Genomic DNA, 20,502 nt, shown 5'->3' on the forward strand with positions numbered 1-20,502 from the left:
ACGGCGGGGCGCAGTCGCGGCCCGTGGTCACGGCCGCCCCGGTTTCGACGGCGGCGGCACCGCGGCCCATCGGTGCCACGGCACCCGCGATGCTGCACCCCGGTCCGCGCCTGCATGCGATGCTGCAATCCGGTCCGCGTCCGCATGCGATGCTGCAATCCGGTCCGCGTCCGCATGCGATGCTGCAATCCGGCCCGCGTCCGCATGCGATGCTGCAATCCGGCCCGCGTCCGCACGCGATGCTGCAATCCGGCCCGCGTCCGCACGCGATGCTGCACCCCGGTCCGCGCCGGCTCGTGGGCCGCTCCGCGGCGCCGTCAACCGGGGACGCGCCGCTCCTGCCGGGCACCGCTCGCACACCGGATGCCACCACACCGCCTGCCGGCGAATGGCTCGCGCTGACGGCCTCCGCCGGCGCATCGCCCCCTTCGACCCCGCCGGCCGGTCCCGACGTCAGGCCTGGCCACGACCTCGTCATGGGCCCCGGATCCGTCGGACGAGCCTTCGCAGCGTGGTTCGCAACCACCCGGCCGGTGGCGCCCGGGTCCGCCGGTCCCGGGCCCTCCTCGCCCGTCGCCGAGGCCGCGCAGCTTGCGCTTGAACTCGCGGGCTCCGGGCGTGAGGCACTGACGTCGCGGGCGGCCCGGCGATCGGCCGCGCGGGACAGCGGATCGCAACCCGAAGGTGGCCTGCTGGACGGACCCCTGGCCAGCGCGGCGTCGGCCCTGCCCGGCACGGCCCCGTTCGCCCCGGTCGCCCGCGTTCCGGCCCCCCGGCGGTCGATCGTCCCCCGGACGGCGGTGTCCTATCGGCAGTCAGGGCTCGGCGATGCTCTGCGGGCACGGACTACCCGGACCACCCGTACACCGGCGTCTGCCGGGACGAACTCGTCATCGGCGGCCCGTACGAACCCCGGGCCGTCCGTGCACACTCCGCACCCGGTCGGCGACCTGCGCGTGCTCGGGTCTGCGGCGCTGCCGCCCGGCAACGAGCCGGATCCGTCGGGTGCCGTCCACCTCAGCCCGGCAGCCGGGCAACGGCCGGGACCGGGTGCGGACCGCCGCCGGTCGATCGGTGACTTCGCTGTGCCCGTACCGAAAAGGTCTCCGCGCGAGCGGTGGGAAGCGGCCGTGGCCGCACGGCCGCTGGAAGCACCGAGGCCGCTGCCGTCGGCATTTCACGCCATGGCCTCGGCCATCACCGGGCGTTCACGGCCGCCGCTGTTCACCACCGGCCCGGCAACGCGCCATGCACTGGGCGCGGCGGGTGCGCTGGGAGCGACCACCGGGACCGTGGTGCACCTGCCTGCACCGCCCACCAGCGCCCCCGCGGTCTCGGCCGTCCTCGCGCACGAACTGGCGCACACCCGCAGCCCGGTGCTCCGGCCCCGGTTCCTGCTCGAAGGCATGTCGGGCATGCTCGACGACGACGAAAGGCAGGCCCTCGCGGCCGGGCGCCGACGGCTGACGCAAGGAGCGGAGAACGCGGCCGGCATCGTGGATCAGCTGCCCGTCGGGGGCGGCTTGGGAGCCGTCGGCGACGTCGCGACACGTGCCGCACGGGCCGCCGTGATGGAGGCCACCGCCGGACCGCTGGCCTCCGCATCCGGCGCGGCCGCCGATGTCCGCAGGACGGCGTCAGATGTGGTGGCTGCGGCGTCCGGTGCCACGGAGAGCGCTGAGGGTCTGGTGTCCGGGGCCGGAGACATCGTGAGCGGCCCTGCCTCGCAGGCCGCGTCGGCGGTGCCCGGAGCGGCCGGGGGGCTCGCGTCCGCGGCCAGGACCGCGCTCGACCCGGACAAGATCGTGGAGATCGTCGAGCAGCGGCTGCTGCGCGAGATCGAACGCCGCGGCGGCCGATGGGCGGGTGTGTTCTGATGACGGCTCCGAGCGCGCCGGTGAAAGCGTTCCTGCGCACCGAGCAGGGGACACAGATCAACTGCCTGTTCAACCCCGCCGAGCTGACCATCACCAAGTCGAACAGCTGGCAGGCGTCCGAGAACAAGGGCGTCAACGCGCCCGAGCTGCGGTTCCAGGCCGGTCAGTCGGGCACGCTGACGCTGAGTCTGACGCTGGACACCACGGCCGACGGTACGGACGTCACCGTGCACACCAACAAGCTGCTCGACCTGCTCAAGGTCGACCCGGGCCTGGCCGGCTCGGACCGGCAGCGCAACAAGGCGAGGCCGCCGTGGGTCGAGTTCCACTGGGGCAAGCTGCATTCGTTCAAGGCGATAGTGGAACGGCTGCAGATCAAGTTCACCTACTTCGCCAGCGACGGCATGCCGCTGCGGGCCAAGGCCGACCTGGCGCTGAAGCAGTACAAGGACGAGGCCGAACTGCCGCTGCAGAACCCGACCTCGCACACGCCCACGCTGGACACCGTGCACCGGCTGGGCCACGGCGAGACGCTGGATCGGGTTGCGGCCAAGTACTACGCCGACTCGACCCGGTGGCGGCTCATCGCGGAGGCGAACGGCGTCGTCGACCCCCTCGCGCTCGAGCCGGGCGCCCTGCTGGTCATTCCCGAGCTGCCGGTGCGCCGCCGTGGCTGAGGCGACCCGGCGCCTCGACGGCGTGGTGCTCACGGTGGACGGGCGGCCGCTCGCCCCGGAGCTGTATCCGCGCGTCGCGCTGGTCCGCGTCGAGGAGTCCGTGCACCTGCCCGACTTCTTCTCCGTGCACTTCGACGACCCGCATTTCGAGCTGTTCGACCGTGGCACGTTCACCATCGGTACCCGCATGGAGATCGCGTTCCGGGCCGAGGGCGACCCGGTCGTGGTGACCTCCGGCGAGATCACCGCCGTGGTGGTGGAGCCGGGCGCGTCCGGCCGGCACGAACTGGTGCTGACCGGTTTCGACCTGACGCACCGGATGGCCCGCGAGCCGAAGTCGCGCAGCTTCCAGCGCGTCACCGATGCCGACATCGCTGCCCGCATCGCCGGCGAGTACGGCCTCGACGCGGACGTCGACGGCACCGCAGGCGTCCACGAGTACGTCCTCCAGGCAGGTGAGACCGACTACGCGTTCCTGCGCCGCCGCGCGGCCCGGATCGGCTACGACGTGTGGATCAGCGAGCGTACGTTCCACTTCAAGAAGGCGCCGCGCTCGAGTGCGACCCCTCCCAAGCTGCGCTACGGGCAGAACCTGTCCCGCTTCACCGTACGGTTCTCCGCCGCGGAGCGCTGCGACGAGGTACAGATCCGGGGCTGGGACCAGCTCGGCAAGGAAGCCATCAAGGGCCGCGCCACCGAGACCGATCCGGGCACCGACGCACCCGCCGCGCGGGAGATGGCCGACGCGGCGCGCCGCGCGTTCGGCCGGGTGAAGCGGAATGCGGGTCAGTTCCCGGTGGTCGATCAGGCCGAGGCGGACGCGCTCGCCTCATCGTTGCTGCTGCGCGCGTCCGGCGAGGAGGCGGTGCTGCGGGGAGAGGCGGCCGGTGATCCGCTGATCGGCGCGGGCGCGAAGGTGCACATCGAGGGCATCGGTTCCCGGATGACGGGCGACTGGCGGGTCACCAGCGTCGAGCACACGTACGGCGCCGGGAAACCGTACGTCACCCGGTTCGTGTGCGGCGGCAAGGAACCGGCCGGGCTCGCCGACCTCACCGGTACGCCGCCCGGAACCGGCGACCGGCACGGCTGGAGCGGCCTGGTGGTCGGCATCGTCACCAACAACGACGATCCGGAGAAGCTGGGCCGGGTCCGCGTACAGTTCCCGACGCTGTCCGCCGATGACGAGAGCGCATGGGCGCGGGTGACGGCGCCCGGCGCCGGCGACCGCCGCGGCCTGCAGTGGCTGCCCGAGGTGGACGACGAGGTGCTGGTCGGCTTCGAGCTGGACGACCATTCCCGGCCGGTCGTGCTGGGCGGGCTGTGGAACCGCCAGGACAACCCGCCGCGACCCGAGGCCGCAGCCAACGGATCGATCACACAGCGCCTGCTGGTCAGCCGCACGGACTCCCGGCTCGTCCTCGACGACGACCAGCCCTCCGTCGCCCTGTCGCTCGGGGGCAGCCCCTGCATCGTGAAGCTGGAGAAATCCGAGTCGTCGCTGACCGGAGACCAGAAGCTCGTCCTGTCCGCCGCCCAGGTGGAGATCAAGGCGACGCAGAAGCTGACGTTGAGCGGCGCGCAGGTCGAGATCACCTCGTCCGGACCCCTGGCCGCCTCGGGCAAGCCGATCCAGCTGAACTGAGGAGAGACGATGCCCCAGCCCGCCGCGCGGCAGAACGACCCGGTCACCGGCACCGACCTGCACATCCTCCTGGTGCCCTCGCCCGGCGGGCCGGTGCCGACGCCCACCCCGATGCCGTTCGCCGGCCGGCTGATGACCGGCCTCTCCACCGACGTCCTGATCAACGGCTTGCCGGCCGCGGTGCAGGGCAGCGTGGCGCAGAACATGCCGCCGCACGTCGCCCCGCCGCCGGCGACGTTCAGCAAGCCGCCCACCAACCAGGGCCGGGTGGTGCTCGGCTCGGCCACCGTGCTGGTCAACGGCAAGCCGCTGGCGCGTGCGGGGGACCCCGTGGCCACCTGCAACGACCCCGCGGACCTGCCCGCCGGAACGATCAGCGGGGGCTCGCCGGACGTGCTGGCGGGATGAGCATGCGGCGCGACGACTTCATCGGCAGCGGCTGGGCGTTCCCGGCCGCCATCTCGCGGACCGGATCGGTACGGCTCGTCAACGGCGTCGAGGAGCTGGACGCGGCGATCCGGATGATCCTGTCCACGGTGCCGGGCGAGCGGGTCATGCGGCCGGACTTCGGGTGCGCCATGTGGGAGTTGGTCTTCGCCCCCCTCACCGCGGGCACCCTCGGCCTCGTGGAGCAGGCCGTCCGTGAGGCTCTCGAACGCTGGGAGCCGCGGATCACGGCGGAGTCCGTGATCGCCACCGGCGAGCAGGCCACCGGCACGGTCACCATCACGGTCGCGTACCGGATCCGGGCGACCAACGACGTGCGCAACCTGGTCTTCCCGTTCTACACGATCCCCACCGAGGAGCCGGCGCCATGAGCCTCCCCGCACCCGACCTCGACGACCGCCGCTTCCAGGACATCGTCGACGAGGCGAAACGGCGCATCAACCGGCTGTGCCCCGAATGGACCGACCACAACGTCTCCGACCCCGGCGTCGCACTGGTCGAACTGTTCGCCTGGATGACCGAGATGACCTTGTACCGGCTCAACCAGGTCCCGGACCGGCTGTACGTGAAGTTCCTCGAACTCGTCGGCGTCGAACTGTTCTCCGCGGTGCCGGCACGAGCCGACCTGCTGTTCCGGCTCACGGCGCCGCGCGACGAACCGGTCCGGGTGCCGGGTGGCACCCAGGTCAGCACCGAGCGCCGCGAGGACGAGGAGCCCGTCGTCTTCCTCACCGACTCGGAGCTGACGATCACGCCGCCGAAGCTGGTCGCGTGCCTCACCCACACCGATGAACGGTACGTCGACCACTGGGAGGACCTGCGCCGCGAGGCCTCGTCGGTGCGGCTGTTCCCCAGCCTGCGCCCGGACGAGGCGGTGTACATCGGGCTCGCCGACTCCGCCGCGGGAAACCTCCTGCGCCTGGACGTGAGCACCGGTCCGGAAGGCGCCGGAGTGGACCCGCGCCGGCCGCCGCGGGTCTGGGAGGCATGGGACGGCCAGCAGTGGTGCGACGTGCGGATCCTCGAGGACACCAGCGCCGGGTTCAACAGTCCCGGCCAGGTGATCCTGCTGCTGCCCGCCCGGCACGAGGCTCTGGCGATCGGGTCGCGGCGTGCGCACTGGTTGCGGTGCCGGCTGATCCGCCCCGCCGAAGGACAACCCGAGTACGCCAACCCGCCCGAACTGGAGTCGCTGTCGGCCGTGGCGCTCGGCGGTGCGGTGCCCGCGCACCACGCCGAGCCGGCACCGGCCGAACTGCTCGGCGTCAGCAACGGCCGGCCCGGGCAGATGTTCCAGGTCCGCCGGGTGCCGGTGCTGCCCCGCCGGCACAACGAGAACGTCCGGGTCGTGCTGCCCCGCCACGAGCGCACCGGCGATCCAGGGGAGCAGGAGTGGACGGAAGTGGGCGACTTCGCCGACGCGACCGCGGACGACCGTGTCTACACCTGGTCCGGCGCCACCGGTGAGATCCGCTTCGGTCCTCGCGTACTGGACAGCCGGGGCGAGGTCCGGCAGCACGGTGCCATCCCGCCGATCGACGCCCAGATCTTCGTGACGGGTTACCGGTTCGGCGGCGGCCGGCTCGGCAACGTGGCCGCCGACCGGCTCACCGTGCTGCACACGTCGATCCCGTTCGTGGCTTCGGTGACCAACCTCGACCCCAGTTCCGGCGGGGTCGACCCGGAGACCGTGGAGAACGCCAAGCTCCGCGGTCCGCTGTTGCTGCGTGGCGGGCGGCGCGCCGTCACCGCCGAGGACGTCGAACGGCTGACGCTGGACGCGGCGCCCAGCGTGGCCCGGGCTCGCTGCCTGCCGCCGGCGTCTCCCGGCGAGCCCGCCCGGCTGCTGGTGGTGCCGCGCGTCGACGTGGCGCCGGAGAAGCTGACTCTGGACGACCTCGCCATCCCCGCCGAGCTGGAGGAGCAGATCAAGGCGTACCTCGAGCCGCGGCGGATGCTGACCATGCGGCTGCGCATCGAGGCCCCGCGCTACCAGGGCGTCAAGGTGGTCGCCGAGGTGCGGGCGGGTCCGGCGGTACGCACCGAGACGGTGCGCGAGCGCGCCGAACGAGCCCTGTACGAGTACCTGAACCCGCTCACCGGCGGCCCGGGCGGACAGGGCTGGCCGTTCGACGTCGACCTGCGCCTCGGCGACGTGTACGGCGTCCTCCATGGTTCGTTCGGGGTCCAGGGCGTCGAGGCCGTGCACTTCTTCTCCGCCGACCTGCGCCGCCGCCGGACGCTCGACCAGGTGCAGCAGCGACTGCGGCTGCTGCCGGAGGCCCTCTTCATGTCCTACGAGCACCGGGTGGTGGTGCAGCAATGACCGTCACGACGGGCTGGCTGGTGGGCCAGCTGCCGCGGACCATGGCGGCGGACCCGGTGCTCCGCACCTTCGTGTCAGCGTTCGAGGAGCTCGCCGACACCGTCCGCGAGCGCATCGACAGCGTCGAGCACCAGATGGACCCGGGGCTGGCCAGTCCCGAGATGCTGCAGTTCCTCGGGTTCTGGCTGGGCATCGAGCTGGAACCGACCGACCCGGCCGAGTACCGCCGCTCGATGGTCCGGGAGGTCGCCCGCCTGCTCGGCTGGCGCGGTACCCGGTACGGCGTGGAGGCGTTGCTGGAGGCCGCCACCGGCGCGCGGGTCACGGTGACCGACGTCGGGGGCGTGTACGGCCGCAACGACGCGGTGCCACCGGAGGACCCGGTGGTGGTCGTGCAGATGGACCACACCGGCCACCTCACCGAGCGGCAGGTCCTCGGCTTCCTGCAGAGCGAGCTGCCCCTCGGTGCCCAGGTGCGGCTCGAGGTCCGTTTCCAGCCGAAGGTGGCTCGCGGCCGCGCCCGGCCGGTCAGCGGGGACTCCGATGGCTGAGCGTTCCGGGGCGTTCCGGCAACTGCCCTGCCCGGACTGCGGTTCCCCGGTCCAGATGGACCGCGATCAACTCTGCCCGAACTGCGGCTATCCGCTGATGTTCCTGCGCCGTCCGGCCACGGAGGACGCCCGTGCCATCCCGCGGGCCCCCGGCGAACGTAACGACGCCACCGGCGTGATGCCGGCCACCGAGCAGCGTCCGGCGCGCGTTCAGCCGGTTCCGGCCGTCGCGTACGGCCAGGCGCAATGCCCGCAGTGCGGCTACGGCAACGAGCCGGTCCGGATCCGCTGCGAACGATGTGGGTTCGAACTACGCGAGGCCCGCCCGAGAGCGGTGACGCTGGGTCCCCCGGCGCCGCGCGCGGCGTCGCGCCGCTGGGGTTGGCTCATCGCCCTGATCGTCTTCGCGACGCTGGCTCTGCTGGTTCTGGTGTTCCTGCTTCTGCGCGCAACCCTGACCTGAGCGCTCTTGCTCAGCCACCCAGCGGGGCGACGCGGATCGCCTTCAGGGCCACCGGCGCGGTGGCGGCGCCGTCCGCCGAGCGGGGGCGGATCAAGACGAAGTCGATCCCCTGGTGGGCGGCGGCCTTCGCCGCCGTCACCGCCAGCGTCGGTTCGGTCGTGCGCCTCAGGTCGCGATAGACGACATCCATCTCGAGGGCGTCCGGGTCCACCGGCGTCACGGCGATCGCGCCGGCGGGCGCGTCCACCAGGAAGTCGATCATCAACGGTACGGTGTGGCACACGGTCGGATCGTCGGCGGTGGACGACGTGAGGAAGCGGGTGCCGTCAGGGTCCGTCACGACCGCGGCGCCGCGGGCGTCCTCGCAGCCCGATACCTCGATCGCACCGGGGTCCGCGCTGACCAGGAAGCCGTTGGCGCGGAAGGCGTCGCCGGGTATCACGCCGTCTTTCGGCCCGGTGAGGTCGACATCCCGGGCCGTACCGCTGCCGTTCGTCGAGCCGGTCGGCGCCGCCGTGGACGCTTCGGCGGAAGCTGCGGGCGGGGAAGCTGCCTGCGAGGCCGGGGTGCTCGCTGCCGAGGAGGCGACGGCCGACGGCCCGGCGGCACTCGGCAGGGTCGGTACGACGACGGCCGCCGTGTTCGCGGCGACGGGACCGGGATCCTTGTCCTTGTCGCGAGAGGCCAGCAGCGTCGGCACCGCTACCGCGGCGGCCAGGATCAGCACGGCAGCGCCGATCCCGGCCACCTTGGCGAACTTCGACGCGAACCTCGGCTTCTGCACGAAGGACGCGGTGCCGCTGCCGGCCGCGGCGCCGGGCAGGTCAGGCGTCGCCGTGATGGACAACTGCCGCTGCTTCTCCCGGTTCCACGGGAGCGGCGCCTGCACGGTGAGCAGAGCGCGCGCGGACGTGCCGGGCGGCAGGTCCACACTAGGCGGCCGGAAGGTGGCGCTGACCCGGCGCTCGGGGTCGGTGGCGGCGAGGTAGAGCCGCACCGGGGCGTTGCCGCCATTGGTGATCTCGATGGTGTACTGGGCCGCCCGCCCGCCGGTGACCACCTCGGGCGTGGCCTGCACGGTGATGCGCTCCACCGCCGCCAGCTCGACGGGGATCTCGACGCAGCGGGACACGTCATGGCGATACTTGGAGCGGACGAGCGCGCCGACGACATAGGTGCCGGCCGGAGCCGGCGGTTGGACGGGCAGGGTCACCCGTACCGTGAGCGTCCCGGCCTCGGACGGCCGCAGCTTGGCCACATCGGGTTCGGTCCGGACGGTGGCGCCGTCCGGCAGGCCGAGCAGTTCCACGCCGTAGTGCTCGACGATGTCGCTGGCGTTGCGCACGGACACGTCGAAGGTCAGATTGTCGCCGGGAGCCGCGTCGGCGCGCTCCGGGGCGACCGTCACCCGCAAGGGCAGGGTCATGCGTGCCTCCCACGCTTCCGTACCAGGTGGACGGAGAGGGCAATGCCATGCTCGCAGACCGGCCCGCGGGCGATCAATCGTGCGAGCGTCCGATAGAAGACAGGGCGGCCGTTGGCCAAGTTGCCCGTCGTGCCCTCGTTGTTGCGGCGGGTCGGGCTCGAACGGGTTGATCACCGAGAGCGCGAAGCCGGCGGCCGACAGCGGCATCCAGACCGAGAGCATCCGCTGCCGACGGCGGTCGGCTTGCGCGACGGGGTGGCGTTCGTGATCCATCGATCCCGGGTGACACCGCCGTAGCTCACCGGGAAGGTCTGGTTCGATGCGGTGCCCGAGTCGATGGTGTCGTCGAGGTCGCGCGCGACCACCTCGCCGGCGTGCCGGTTGACGTCGCGCTGTACACCTTGCGGTCCTTGTGCATGCCGTCACCGTTGTCGCCCCCCGGTACGGCAGCGCGGCAACGATCGTTACGGACACAGCAGCGATCGGTAGAGACCTCGAACGTCCGTGGAAAGGGCACCTCCGACCCGATCGGTAGAACGGAAATCTCGCTGATCGGGGGGCGGTCGGTCGCGGTCGGTGGAGGTGTTCAGGGTGCCGGGTTCGGTGCCTTCTGCTTGCGCCGTCTGGTGCGTACGACTCGAACCGGGGTGGAAGCTTGCAGGTAGAGGCTGCGGCGTCTCTCGCTGAGAGCCAAGTGCACCTGGACGACGTCACGTACGGGCGCGTCGACGCTGGCGACTCGGTAGCGTTCCGCCCCGGAGATGATCAGATCGCCGGGGCGGACATGCGAAGGGGACTGCACGATGCTCTCACGGCCGACGACGGCACCGGTGCTGACCCGGGGAAGGGTGGCGACCCACGTCGCATAGGTGTCTGCGCTCGTTGGGCGACCGGTTCGAATGCCCCGCATCGCTGGCCCCCACGCTGTGTGTCGACGCTGTCCTTGCGGCTTCGGTATCGGCGGGCGCCAGCCTCGGTTGAGCGAAATGATCAGATCTGTTGGTTCAGCACCTGCTCAACGCCGGAGACAAACTGCTCGAGGTGGCCGACGCATTCATCTCAGATCCAGGACTACGTGGGCCCGATCGATGATTGACCCTTTGGAACCCGGGATGATGAGCGTCAAGCCGGGGGCGGGGGTGAGACCTCTTTGCCGGCGATCACCACGGGGGAGGCCGCCGAGGTCAGTCCTCCACGTAGATCGCGGCGAGGCCGTACGAATTCGCCCGGCTGCGGTCGGTCTGGCCGGCTTGACGCGAACCGGTTTCTCAGGTGCTCAGCCGGGGCCCGGCAGGCGTTCAGCGGGGGGTGTGCTGCGCTTCGAAGGTCGACCAGCCGCGGTCGAGGACCTCGAAGCCCGCGTCGAGCATCCGCAAGCGGTCGCTGGCCGTCCCGGCGAGTAGGGACAGCTGGAGCACGAAGCGGGTGAACACACGGATCTTGTCGTCGGGCTCGTGCAGGCCGAACTCCTCGGCGATCGCGGCGGCGATGGCGTCCTCGTGGCGCAGCCACATGCGCTGCCCGTACTCCTTCAGGGCCGGCGTCGAGTTGACGAGCTCCCAGAACCGGCGGACGCGGTCGTCGAAGTCGGCATGGCCGACGAGGTTGGCGTTCAGGTCGTCGCGCAGGTGATCGTGGAAGGCCTGCGTCAGCGAGGTGCCCTTCGGCCGGTCTGTCACGACGGCGACCAGCTCGGCGCGCTGCTGCTCGTCCTCATCGAAGACGAGCGCTTCCTTCTGCGGGAAGTGCGCGAACACCGTGGTCGGGGAGACGTCGGCCTTGTCGGCGATCTCGCGGATGCTCACGTCGTCGAAGCCGCGCTCCAGGAACAGCTCGGTCGCCGCGTCTGAGATCGCCTTGCGGGTCGCGGCCTTCTTGCGCTCCCGCCGGCCTGTCGTCGCATCCGCCATGAGCCCCATCTTAGCGTACTCATCTCACAACAGGATTGACTTCAAAACTGGTACGGGTACAGTTATGGCATGACTCAAGCAACGGAGGTGGTGTCGACGCCACCCCACGCTCGCCGAGCGTGGATCATGCTCATCGTCCTGACGATGCTCACGACGGCGGGCATGACCGTCGTCCTGCCCGTGCTGCCGTTCGTCGTGCTGCGCTATGCACCCCACCAGAGCAGCCTCGCCCTCTGGGTCGGCATCCTCGAAGCCGTCAACGGCCTGTGCGCGTTCCTCGTCGCACCGGTGCTCGGCGCGCTGTCCGACCGCATCGGCCGAAGGCCGATCATCATCCTCGCGGCGTTCGGCGCTGCCCTGGGCTATCTGCTCTTCGGCATCGGGGGCGCCATCTGGGTGCTGCTGCTCGGCCGGATCATCCAGGGCGCCACAGCCGGCGACCTGCCCGCCCTGTTCGCCTACCTGGCCGACATCACTCCACCTGAACAGCGGGCCAAGCGATTCGGACTGCTCGGGGCGCTTTCCGGGATCGGCACGATGGTCGGTCCCGCGCTCGGCGGCTTGCTGGCCGCGGTGAACATCGACTTTCCCGTGTTCGTCACTGCCGCAATCGCCGCCACCATCGGCGTTCTCAGCATCTTCCTGCTGCCGGAAAGCCTGCCCGCCGATAAGCGCACCCGCGGCGGCGTGATGCTCAACGACCTGCGGCCCCTGCGGCTCCTCAAGGACGCCTTCGCCCGCCCCGAGCTGCGCGTCCTGCTGGTCGGGATCATCCTCGTGACCATCCCGTTCTCGTTCTTCATCAACAACTTCAGCGTGCTGGCGCTCGATGCGATCGCCTGGACCGCGACGAAGATCGGCCTGCTCACCGCATTCGTCGGCATCATCGACATCGCCATCCAGGGCGCTCTGCTGGGATTCCTGCTGCGCCGGCTCGGAGAGCGGGGCGTGCTGATCGCCGGCATCGTCACGCAAGCCGGCGGAATCCTCGCTCTCGCGATCATCGCCTCGCTGCTCGCCCAACCCTGGCTGTTCATCGTCGGCACGCTTGTGCTCGCGGCAGGCCAAGGCGCAGCCCAAGCCACCATGGACGGCGTCGCCTCCAGCGCCGTCGGACCTGACGAGCAGGGCTGGCTCGCCGGCGCGATCCAATCAATCACCTCGGGCATCGGCGTCGTCGCCCCACTGGTCGCCGGCCTGCTCTACAGCTCAGTCGCGCACTCCGCGCCGTACTGGCTCGGTTTCGCCATGATGGCCGCCGCGGCGCTCCTGCTCGCCCGCGCCAGGTTCGCCAGCCCATCGAAGACAGTCGAACCTGCGCTCACCGACGCACGCACCCGCCTGCCCTGACCACAGCATCAAGTCACACGTGGACCTGGCTGGCGGCCGGCATCGGCACCAATGGTCTCGTCGTCGACATGAGCAGCGGCCAGGTGGCGATCACGTTCTCGGGCCCGATCGGCTGGCCTGCGACGGATCAGGTCCTCGAGGCCGAGCGTGTCTTCGTGGTACAACTCACCGGCCACCGTGGCAAGCGGTTCCGTCTGCTCGCCAAGCGCGGCTCGCCGATCCGACCGAGCTTGACGCACTACGCGAGATCTCAGCCGCGCTTCTGTGGCCCGTGCTGCAGAACGTCCGACCTGATAGATCATTCCCAGACGGCGAGCGTGAACCGGTCCCGACTGGCCGGCCGGCATCGGAGAGGACGCCCGAGAGATGGCAGACGACGACCGCCCGGTCCAGTGCACATACTTCGGCACGACGTCGGTGTTCGTGAGCGACGGGACGGCGAGCATCTTCACCGACGCGTTCTTGAGCAGACCATCGCTGCTGCGCGTCGCACTGGGACGCATCGCGCCAGATCGTGGCCGTATCAGCCAGGCGCTGGCCTGGGGAGGAGTGCAGCGTCTGGACGGCATCTTCGTCGCCCACTCACACCACGACCACGTCATGGACGCACCAGAGGTGATCAGGCAGCTCGGCGGCACGCTGTACGGGTCCGAGTCGACCCTCAACGTCGGACGCGGCGCCGGCTTGGGCGAGGACAGCCTGCAGCTCATTGCCGACGGAGATGAGCACCCCGTCGGCGACTTCGGCGTACGGGTCTTCGAGGGTCTGCACAGCCCCGGCAACCGGTACCCGGGCACGATTGATGAGCCTCTCACCACACCGGCCAGAGCGAGCAGCTACCGCGACGGCGGCTGCTACTCCTTCCACATCACCCATCCCACCGGGTCGATCTTTATCCACCCCAGCGCCAACTTCGTCCCCGACAAGTTCGAAGGCGTGCGGGCCGACGTGCTCTACCTCGGGATCGGTGCCCTGGGGGCGCAGCCGGAGCACTTCCGCGAGGGTTACTGGCATCACGTTGTCGAAGCCATTCGCCCCAAGCTCATCATCCCGGTGCACTGGGACAACTTCATGCACCCGCTCACCGAGAAGCTGCGCCCGATGCCGGCGTTCATGGACAGGCTCACCGACACCAAACGCTTCCTCGAGCGTAAGAGCACTCGAGACGGTTGGACCGTCCGCTTCCAGGGCCCGTTCGAGACCATTACGCCCTTCGCCTCCTGAACCGTGGCAGCACTTTCACGGGCCCTCCAGGGTGATGCGCCCGCAAGACGCGGGACAACCGGCAGCACGAGCGCGCTCGCGGCCGGCTGAAGCTCACCACCAACCCTCCACACCTGCCGCGCGGCCCGCGCATCCTCATCTGCCCGCCGATAGCACCTAGCGTCCGCAACGGTTACCTCATGCGCCCCGGCACTCGTTGCAAGCACCGCAGGGTCGGGGACCGCTCTGACTGCCGCATCAGGCTGTGTCTGCGATCCAGAACAGGGGTCGTACGCTCGTGGCCTCGCGCAGGAGCACCGGCCCTTGCGACCGACACCTCGCGGTAACTGGTTATCACCGCGCCACCCGGGGTGAGGCGTGGCCTTGGCTGCGAGCGGCGGCCGCCGTAGGTGTCATTGGACCAGCTGGTAGTTGGGAATCTGCGGTTCGCGCTCTTCCCGTGGCACGTGGATGTCCTGAATGACGGCATTATCGGGTATTGCGGTGCGGGATATGCCAATGCCCTGCAGGCAGTTGTCACACCAGAAGTGTGCGTAACCCACCATTCGCTGGAGATCACCGGTGAAGACCAGACGTAGGCATCGGTGCCCGCAGTTCGGACACGAGTCAACAAGCGGACCGGGAACCATGTCGTAGGCCGCGCTGTACGCATCAAGCCATTGATCGAATGTCGCCACTTTCGGCTTCCTGCTCAGGCCTTCGACGCGAGTGCGCGGGTGCGAGCAAGCCGCGCCTCGATCTTCGCCTGCCAGTCGTCAACCCACTGGTCCGCCGCATCCAACGCCGCGTCGTCCAATACAGGCACCCCCCAACGGACTCATTATGGCCACCCAAAGCCACCACAATTCCTGTCGGGGTCTGGACCGGCAACCCCGGCCACGGCCGCCGTCAGGCCCGTACAAGCCCTCACTGTCGCCGCAGCCGGTGGTCCCTTCCCGCACGCGTAGCAGGCGCACGTCGTTCCCGGATAGGTAGCCGGAAGTAGGCGCCGCGAAAGCCTGCCCGGCCCGTGACGTCATGGCTCGGTGGTGTTGTGTCGCCGCCTCGGGGCCTTGGTCGATCGCGGTTACATCTGGGCAGCGGTACGGATGAGCCCGGCGACGGCCAGGGACCGGCTGTGCGGCGGCCAGGCGAGAACGGTGGTGACGTCCGGCGAGTCGGTCAGCGGGATGGCAGCGTGTGCGCTCCACAGTGCCGATCGGGCAGAGGCGCAGTTCACGCCTACGGCGCGGCCCAGGGCGATCAGCTGGGCCATTTGCAGCTGGTCGTGGATCTCGGGTCCTGGTCCGGGTTCGTAGGTGGCGTCTTGGCGGGGCCACCGCGCGATCGGCAGATCCGGTACGTCGTTGATCTCGGCCATCGTCAGTGACGTGCGTGAGGCGAGGGGATGTCCGGCGGGCAGGATGGCGATCAGCTGCTCGGTCAGCAGGTCTTCGGTGTCGAACCCGGCGAGGTCGTCGAAGGGGCGGTGCATGAGTGCCACGTCGGCGCGGCCGTCGCGAAGCATCTGCGCCTGCTCTCCCATGCCGCAGAGCAGCACCTCGATCGCGGCCGGGTCGGGTTCGGCGGCGTTGGCGTCGAGGAGCTTGCGCAGCAGTTCGTGGTTCGTGCCGGCCTTGGTCACCAGTGTCAGGCTTCTCGGGGAGGACGCGGCGCGGCGGGCGCGGCGTGCGGCGGCAGCGGCTCCGTCGAGGATGGTACGGGCCTCGCCGAGCAGTACCTGACCTGAGCAGGTGAGGGTGACGCCGCGGCGGTTGCGGTCGAACAAGGTGACGCCGAGTCGCCGTTCGAGCTGCTGGATCGCCCGGGACAGAGGCGGCTGAGCTATACCGAGCCGTTCGGCTGCCCGGCTGAAGTGCAGTTCCTCGGCGACGGTGACGAAGTACCTGAGTTCTCGGGTTTCCAGCATGGCCACGGCCCCACGATACGGGCGGTGATACCGGTCGGGTATCACAGCGCACCCGATCGGTGTTGGGACACCGATAGCCGCCGGGCCACCATCAAATCCATGAGCGACACGAAGACCGTGCTGGTGACCGGCGCGAACAGGGGAATCGGGTACGAGATCGCGGCAGGGCTCGGTGCTAAGGGCTACCGGGTGGCGGTGGGTGCACGCGACAACGCCCGGGGGGAGGCGGCCGTCAAGACGCTGCACGCCGCCGGGGTGGACGCGTTCGCGGTTTCCCTGGACGTCACCAGTGACCGCAGCGTTGCCGAGGCCGCAGATCTGATCGGCCGTCAGGTCGAGCGCTTGGACGTACTCGTCAACAACGCCGGCGTCTCCGGGGAGATGGGGCCCGATTGGGGGCAGGATCCGACCACGCTCGACCTCGACAACGTCCGCACGGTCGTGGAGACCAACGTGTACGGGGTGATCCGGGTGACGAACGCGATGCTGCCGTTGCTCCGGCGCGCATCCTCGCCACGCATCGTCAACGTCTCCAGCAGCGTGGGGTCGATAGCCCTGCAGGCTGACCCCACCATCGACGTCGGCCCGATCATGGCCGCCTACGCGCCGACGAAGTCATACCTCAACGCCGTCACGGTGCAGTACGCGCGGCAGTTCGCCGGAACGGACATCCTCATCAACGCCGCCTGCCCCGGCCTGGTCGCGACCGACTTCACCGGCTTGCGGGGGCGGCCGCCCGGGGAGGGCGCCGCCATCGCGGTTCGCCTCGCCACTCTGCCCGAAGGCGGCCCGACCGGCTCATTCTTCAACGACGAGGGCGCCATTCCCTGGTGACTACGCAGGCCTGGCAACGAACCGACAGCCAGGGTGGCCGGCTTCGGCTTTACGGAGCGCCGTCCCGGCGGTCGCCGGACGCGGTAGGCACGTTGATCCCGAATCGCCAGCCGGAAAGCCGTACGACTATGCACACCAGGGCACCGAGCACGGGAAAGGCGGGGTTCGTGCTGCCGGCGTGCTGGGCGACGACCAGCACCGTGGCTCCGAGCAGTGCCGGTATCGCGTACAGGCCTTCTCGCAGAACGGTCGGAATCTGCCGCAGCAGCACATCGCGGAGCATCCCCCCGCCGACGCCGGTGATCGCCCCGAGCAGGATCGCCGGCACGGGGCCCAGCCCGAACTGGAGCGCCTTGGTCGCGCCCGTCACCGCGAACAGGCCCAGCCCCAGGGCGTCGAAGACCATGATGCTGCGCTCGGCGCGCTCGAGCGTACGCCCGGCGAAGAAGCAGACCAGGCCGGCAGCTGCGGCGGCCGCGAGGTAGCGCCAGTCCCGGAATGTCGCCGGTGCCGTGCCGATCAGGAGGTCCCTGGTGATTCCTCCGGCGAGACCTACGACCGCCGCGAGCACGACGACGCCGAGGAGATCGAGGCGGGCCCGCACGGCCGCCAGTCCGCCGCTGAGGCCGAACACGAACGTCCCCGCCAGGTTCAGGACGAGGATCAGCGTGGGGTTGAAACCCTCGGGAACGTCCATCGGCCTGTAGCGTAAGCGCCCCGCTGCACCCCGGCCACCGCTACGCCGGTGGCTGTCCGACGGGAAATCGCTCGCGGCGGTCGGTGTGGGCGTGCGGGAAGAACAGCAGGCGGAGCGGGGCGAGCCGAGCAATGCGCTCCACCGGGCGCCGACGACCAGGTCGCGGTCGCCGGACCTGTCACGGTTCGACCGGGAACCGGGCGTCGCCGATCATGCGGGCCGCACGCGGTCTCGCCGGCGGCGGCGGAGGGCAACGCAAGGTCAGACGGTACGCGGCGCAGGCTCAGCGGCGAGCCAGGCGAGGGCGGCGACGACGAGCGCCTCGGTTCCCGTACGCAACGTGGGCTGCAGGACGGGCGCGAAGGCGGCCGAGTGGTTGACCGGGATGTCCTGGGCGACCCGGCCGCCCTGCTCGGCGCGGCGGTAGGCATCGGCGTCGGCACCTCCGATGCACCAGTAGGTGTAGGGAACGCCCAGCGCGCGGGGGATGTCGCTGAAGTCCTCACTCGCCGACTGCTGCGCGATGGTCGCGGCGCGGTCGCCGAAGAAGTCGGCGAACGCCGCGCTGACCCGTTCGGTGGTGGAGGTGTCGTTGTCGGTCAGCGGGAACCGGTCGAACAGCTCGAACTCGGGCGCGCGCGGGGATGCCGACGCCTCACATTCCGCGGTCACGATGCGGCGGACGGCGGCGAGCATGGTGTCGCGGGTGGTGTCGCTGTAGGTGCGCAGGTTGAGCTGCAGCTGCGCGGATTCGGGGATGACGTTGCTTTTCGTACCCGCCTGGATGCTGCCCACGGTCAGCACGGCGGTTTCTGTGGGTGGCACCTCGCGGGCCACGACCGTCTGCAGCCGCACCACGATCATGGCGGCGAGCACCACCGGGTCGACGGCCGCCTGCGGCATCGACCCGTGCGCGCCGCGGCCGTGGACCGTGACCCGCATGCTGTCCGCCGCGGACAGGATGGGACCGGCGTGCGTCCCCACCCGGCCGGCGGGGAAGGGCAGGACGTGCTGCGCGAGAGCCACGTCGACACCCGGGACGATCCCGGTCAGGTCGTCGTCGATCATGCCTTGGGCGCCGTCACCGGTCTCCTCCGCCGGCTGGAACAGGGCGACGACGGTCCCGTTCCAGGCGTCACGGGTGCTCGCGAACAGCCGCGCCGCGCCCAGCAGGCAGGCCACATGGACGTCATGCCCGCATGCGTGCATGACCGGGACCTCGTTGCCGTCACCGTCGGTCGCTGTCTCCGTGCTCGCGTACGGCAGACCGGTGTCCTCCCGCACCGGCAGGGCATCCATGTCCGCCCGCAGCAGCACCGACGGTCCGTCGCCGTTGCGCAGCACGCCGACCACGCCCGTGCCGCCGACCTTCTCGTGCACCTGGAAGCCCGCGCGATGCAGGCCCTCGGTGACCACCGCCGCCGTCCGCTGTTCCTGGTGCGACAACTCCGGGTGCCGGTGCAAGGAGCGGTAGAGCTCCTCCTGCTCAGCGCGGATACCTTCCAGGCCGGCCAGGACGGCCGCGGCCGCGGATGACGTGGTCACCGTTCCTCCTCCGGGTGGGCCGGGACCGGGGCTGCGGCTCACCGCACTGCCGACGGTACGCGTGCGGCGGCCGGACATCCTGTCTCCGGTGTTCGGAAATGCGAGGTGACCCCTCACAAGAAAACATCGTGGCGCAGGGCTGCTGACCGCGTCTCTTGGACCGCCGGTCACCCCGGCGACGCTTCCCGGTCACCTCCGGCTGATCGGTTGTTCCTTGACATCAGTAACCGATTTTGGAGTGCGCTTCATGAGTGTTCTGCGTTCCCGCAGGCGGCAGGTGGCGGTGGTCCTGGCCGCCCTCTCGGTGGTCGCGGTGCCCGCCGTGGCTGTGGCCGGCGATTCCCACCCGGACAAGACCCGGGCCGCCAAGCACGCCATCAAGGGTGGCAAGGCGCGCAACGTCATCCTGCTCATCGGCGACGGCATGGGCGACAGCGAGATCACCATCGCCCGCAACTACCAGGTCGGCGCTGCCGGTCGGCTCGCGATGGACACCCTCCCGCTCTCCGGCGCCTACACCACGTACGCCGTACAGAAGGCGAACCCCAGTCTGCCCGACTACGTGACCGATTCGGCCGCGTCGGGCTCAGGCTGGTCGACCGGGCACAAGACGTACAACGGTGCGATCTCGGTGCTGCCCGACGGCAAGCCGGTGCCGACGATCCTGGAGCTCGCCGAGAAGGCAGGGTTCCGGACCGGCGACGTCACCACCGCGGAGCTGCAGGACGCCACCCCGGCCGTTCTGGGTTCACACGTGGTCAGCCGCGACTGCAAGGGTCCCGACGCCATGGCCGCCTGTGCCGTCAACGACAAGCGCAACGGTGGCGCGGGCTCCATCGCCGAACAACTCGTGCAGACCCGGCCGGACGTCCTGCTCGGCGGTGGGAAGCAGTACTTCGACCAGACCGTGAAGGCCGGGCAGTACCAGGGCATGACCGTACTGCAACAGGCGCAGGCCGGCGACTTCCAGATCGTCACGGATGCGGCCGGGCTCGCCGCCGCTTCGGGCGACAAGCCGATCCTGGGCGCGTTCGCGAAGAACAACATGGACCTGGAATGGACCGGTCCGACCCCGACGCTGACCGGTACGGCGCCCGCGAAGTGCGTGGTCAACGCCGCCCGTACCGCCGCCCAGCCCCACCTCGCGGACATGGCGGGCAAGGCGTTGCAGGTGCTCGACAAGCAGACCCGCCACTCCCGCCGTGGCTTCTTCCTGCAGATCGAGGGCGCCTCGATCGACAAGCAGGACCACGCCGCGAACCCGTGCGGGCAGATCGGTGAGACGGTCGCCTTCGACGCGGCGGTCCGCAAGGCGCTCGACTACCAGAGGTCCCACCCGGACACGCTGGTGGTCGTGACCGCCGATCACGGTCACACCAGCCAGATCGTGGAGTCCGCGACACTGGGTTACACCGCGACGCTGACCACCTACGACGGCGCCAACATGACGATCAGCTACGCCACCGCACCGATCACCGGCTCCCAGCAGCACACCGGCACTCAGGTGCGGATCGCCGCCGGTGGCCCACAGGCTGCCAACGTCCTCGGCGTGACCAACCAGACCGACCTCTTCTTCACGATGAAGCGCGCACTGGGCGTGTGAGAAGCGGCGCATGCCCGG

17 protein-coding genes are annotated in these 20,502 nt (G+C 70.3%); 12 read left to right on the forward strand and 5 right to left on the reverse strand.

The window, feature by feature from the left end; all coding sequences use genetic code 11:
• Positions 1-923 precede the first annotated feature (923 nt).
• From ACIBO8_RS26145 to ACIBO8_RS26180, 8 genes are read left to right on the forward strand one after another with little or no spacing between them, the layout of a single operon-like run.
• Positions 924-1,877, forward strand: a complete 954-nt coding sequence (locus ACIBO8_RS26145) for a DUF4157 domain-containing protein (protein ID WP_396117932.1) — start codon at positions 924-926, stop codon at positions 1,875-1,877.
• Positions 1,877-2,554, forward strand: coding sequence for a LysM peptidoglycan-binding domain-containing protein (locus ACIBO8_RS26150; RefSeq protein ID WP_396117933.1), 678 nt, complete (start codon positions 1,877-1,879; stop codon positions 2,552-2,554). The genes ACIBO8_RS26145 and ACIBO8_RS26150 overlap by 1 nt, the downstream gene beginning before the upstream one ends.
• The gene (locus ACIBO8_RS26155; RefSeq protein ID WP_396117934.1) at positions 2,547-4,199 is read left to right on the forward strand and encodes a VgrG-related protein; all 1,653 of its coding nucleotides are present in this window, start codon (positions 2,547-2,549) and stop codon (positions 4,197-4,199) included. The genes ACIBO8_RS26150 and ACIBO8_RS26155 overlap by 8 nt, the downstream gene beginning before the upstream one ends.
• 9 nt (positions 4,200-4,208) lie before the next feature.
• Positions 4,209-4,607, forward strand: a complete 399-nt coding sequence (locus ACIBO8_RS26160; protein WP_396117935.1) for a PAAR domain-containing protein — start codon at positions 4,209-4,211, stop codon at positions 4,605-4,607.
• Positions 4,604-5,017, forward strand: coding sequence for a GPW/gp25 family protein (locus tag ACIBO8_RS26165; RefSeq protein WP_396117936.1), 414 nt, complete (start codon positions 4,604-4,606; stop codon positions 5,015-5,017). The genes ACIBO8_RS26160 and ACIBO8_RS26165 overlap by 4 nt, the downstream gene beginning before the upstream one ends.
• The gene (locus ACIBO8_RS26170) at positions 5,014-6,972 is read left to right on the forward strand and encodes a putative baseplate assembly protein (RefSeq protein ID WP_396117937.1); all 1,959 of its coding nucleotides are present in this window, start codon (positions 5,014-5,016) and stop codon (positions 6,970-6,972) included. Before ACIBO8_RS26165 ends, ACIBO8_RS26170 begins: the two co-directional genes overlap by 4 nt.
• The gene (locus ACIBO8_RS26175) at positions 6,969-7,523 is read left to right on the forward strand and encodes a phage tail protein (protein ID WP_396117938.1); all 555 of its coding nucleotides are present in this window, start codon (positions 6,969-6,971) and stop codon (positions 7,521-7,523) included. The genes ACIBO8_RS26170 and ACIBO8_RS26175 overlap by 4 nt, the downstream gene beginning before the upstream one ends.
• A complete protein-coding gene (locus ACIBO8_RS26180; protein WP_396117939.1) occupies positions 7,516-7,986 on the forward strand; it encodes a hypothetical protein in 471 nt (156 codons plus the stop codon). The genes ACIBO8_RS26175 and ACIBO8_RS26180 overlap by 8 nt, the downstream gene beginning before the upstream one ends.
• 10 nt (positions 7,987-7,996) lie before the next feature.
• Here the strand turns inward: ACIBO8_RS26180 and ACIBO8_RS26185 are convergent, their stop codons facing one another.
• Both ACIBO8_RS26185 and ACIBO8_RS26190 read right to left on the reverse strand, forming a co-directional pair.
• Positions 7,997-9,412, reverse strand: coding sequence for a hypothetical protein (locus ACIBO8_RS26185; RefSeq protein WP_396117940.1), 1,416 nt, complete (start codon positions 9,410-9,412; stop codon positions 7,997-7,999).
• Positions 9,413-10,710: 1,298 nt separating this feature from the next.
• Positions 10,711-11,322, reverse strand: a complete 612-nt coding sequence (locus ACIBO8_RS26190) for a TetR/AcrR family transcriptional regulator (protein ID WP_396117941.1) — start codon at positions 11,320-11,322, stop codon at positions 10,711-10,713.
• A gap of 126 nt (positions 11,323-11,448) precedes the next feature.
• On the opposite strand from ACIBO8_RS26190, the gene ACIBO8_RS26195 reads away from it, so the two are divergent.
• Both ACIBO8_RS26195 and ACIBO8_RS26200 read left to right on the forward strand, forming a co-directional pair.
• Complete coding sequence (locus ACIBO8_RS26195) at positions 11,449-12,672, forward strand: MFS transporter (protein ID WP_396117942.1); 1,224 nt, start codon at positions 11,449-11,451, stop codon at positions 12,670-12,672.
• Positions 12,673-13,038: 366 nt separating this feature from the next.
• Entirely contained in the window at positions 13,039-13,896 is an 858-nt protein-coding gene (locus ACIBO8_RS26200) for an MBL fold metallo-hydrolase (protein ID WP_396117943.1), read from the forward strand.
• Between the two features lie 1,066 nt (positions 13,897-14,962).
• Here the strand turns inward: ACIBO8_RS26200 and ACIBO8_RS26205 are convergent.
• Positions 14,963-15,805: a LysR family transcriptional regulator gene (locus tag ACIBO8_RS26205; RefSeq protein WP_396118218.1), complete on the reverse strand. Its 843-nt coding sequence runs from the start codon at positions 15,803-15,805 to the stop codon at positions 14,963-14,965.
• A gap of 99 nt (positions 15,806-15,904) precedes the next feature.
• Here ACIBO8_RS26205 and ACIBO8_RS26210 point away from each other — a divergent pair, with 99 nt between their 5' ends.
• Positions 15,905-16,639, forward strand: coding sequence for an SDR family oxidoreductase (locus ACIBO8_RS26210; RefSeq protein WP_396117944.1), 735 nt, complete (start codon positions 15,905-15,907; stop codon positions 16,637-16,639).
• 49 nt (positions 16,640-16,688) lie between these two features.
• Here the strand turns inward: ACIBO8_RS26210 and ACIBO8_RS26215 are convergent, their stop codons facing one another.
• Together ACIBO8_RS26215 and ACIBO8_RS26220 are read right to left on the reverse strand one after the other, a co-directional pair.
• On the reverse strand, positions 16,689-17,336 hold the full coding sequence (locus ACIBO8_RS26215; RefSeq protein WP_396117945.1) for a trimeric intracellular cation channel family protein: 648 nt from the start codon (positions 17,334-17,336) through the stop codon (positions 16,689-16,691).
• Positions 17,337-17,597: 261 nt separating this feature from the next.
• Positions 17,598-18,881 (reverse strand): amidohydrolase, encoded by a 1,284-nt coding sequence (locus ACIBO8_RS26220; protein ID WP_396117946.1) that lies wholly within the window; start codon positions 18,879-18,881, stop codon positions 17,598-17,600.
• A gap of 247 nt (positions 18,882-19,128) precedes the next feature.
• On the opposite strand from ACIBO8_RS26220, the gene phoA reads away from it, so the two are divergent.
• The gene (gene phoA, locus ACIBO8_RS26225) at positions 19,129-20,484 is read left to right on the forward strand and encodes an alkaline phosphatase (protein ID WP_396117947.1); all 1,356 of its coding nucleotides are present in this window, start codon (positions 19,129-19,131) and stop codon (positions 20,482-20,484) included.
• Positions 20,485-20,502 lie beyond the last annotated feature (18 nt).

Source organism: Actinoplanes sp. NPDC049681 (genome assembly GCF_044465265.1).
Taxonomy (GTDB): Bacteria; Actinomycetota; Actinomycetes; order Mycobacteriales; family Micromonosporaceae; genus Actinoplanes.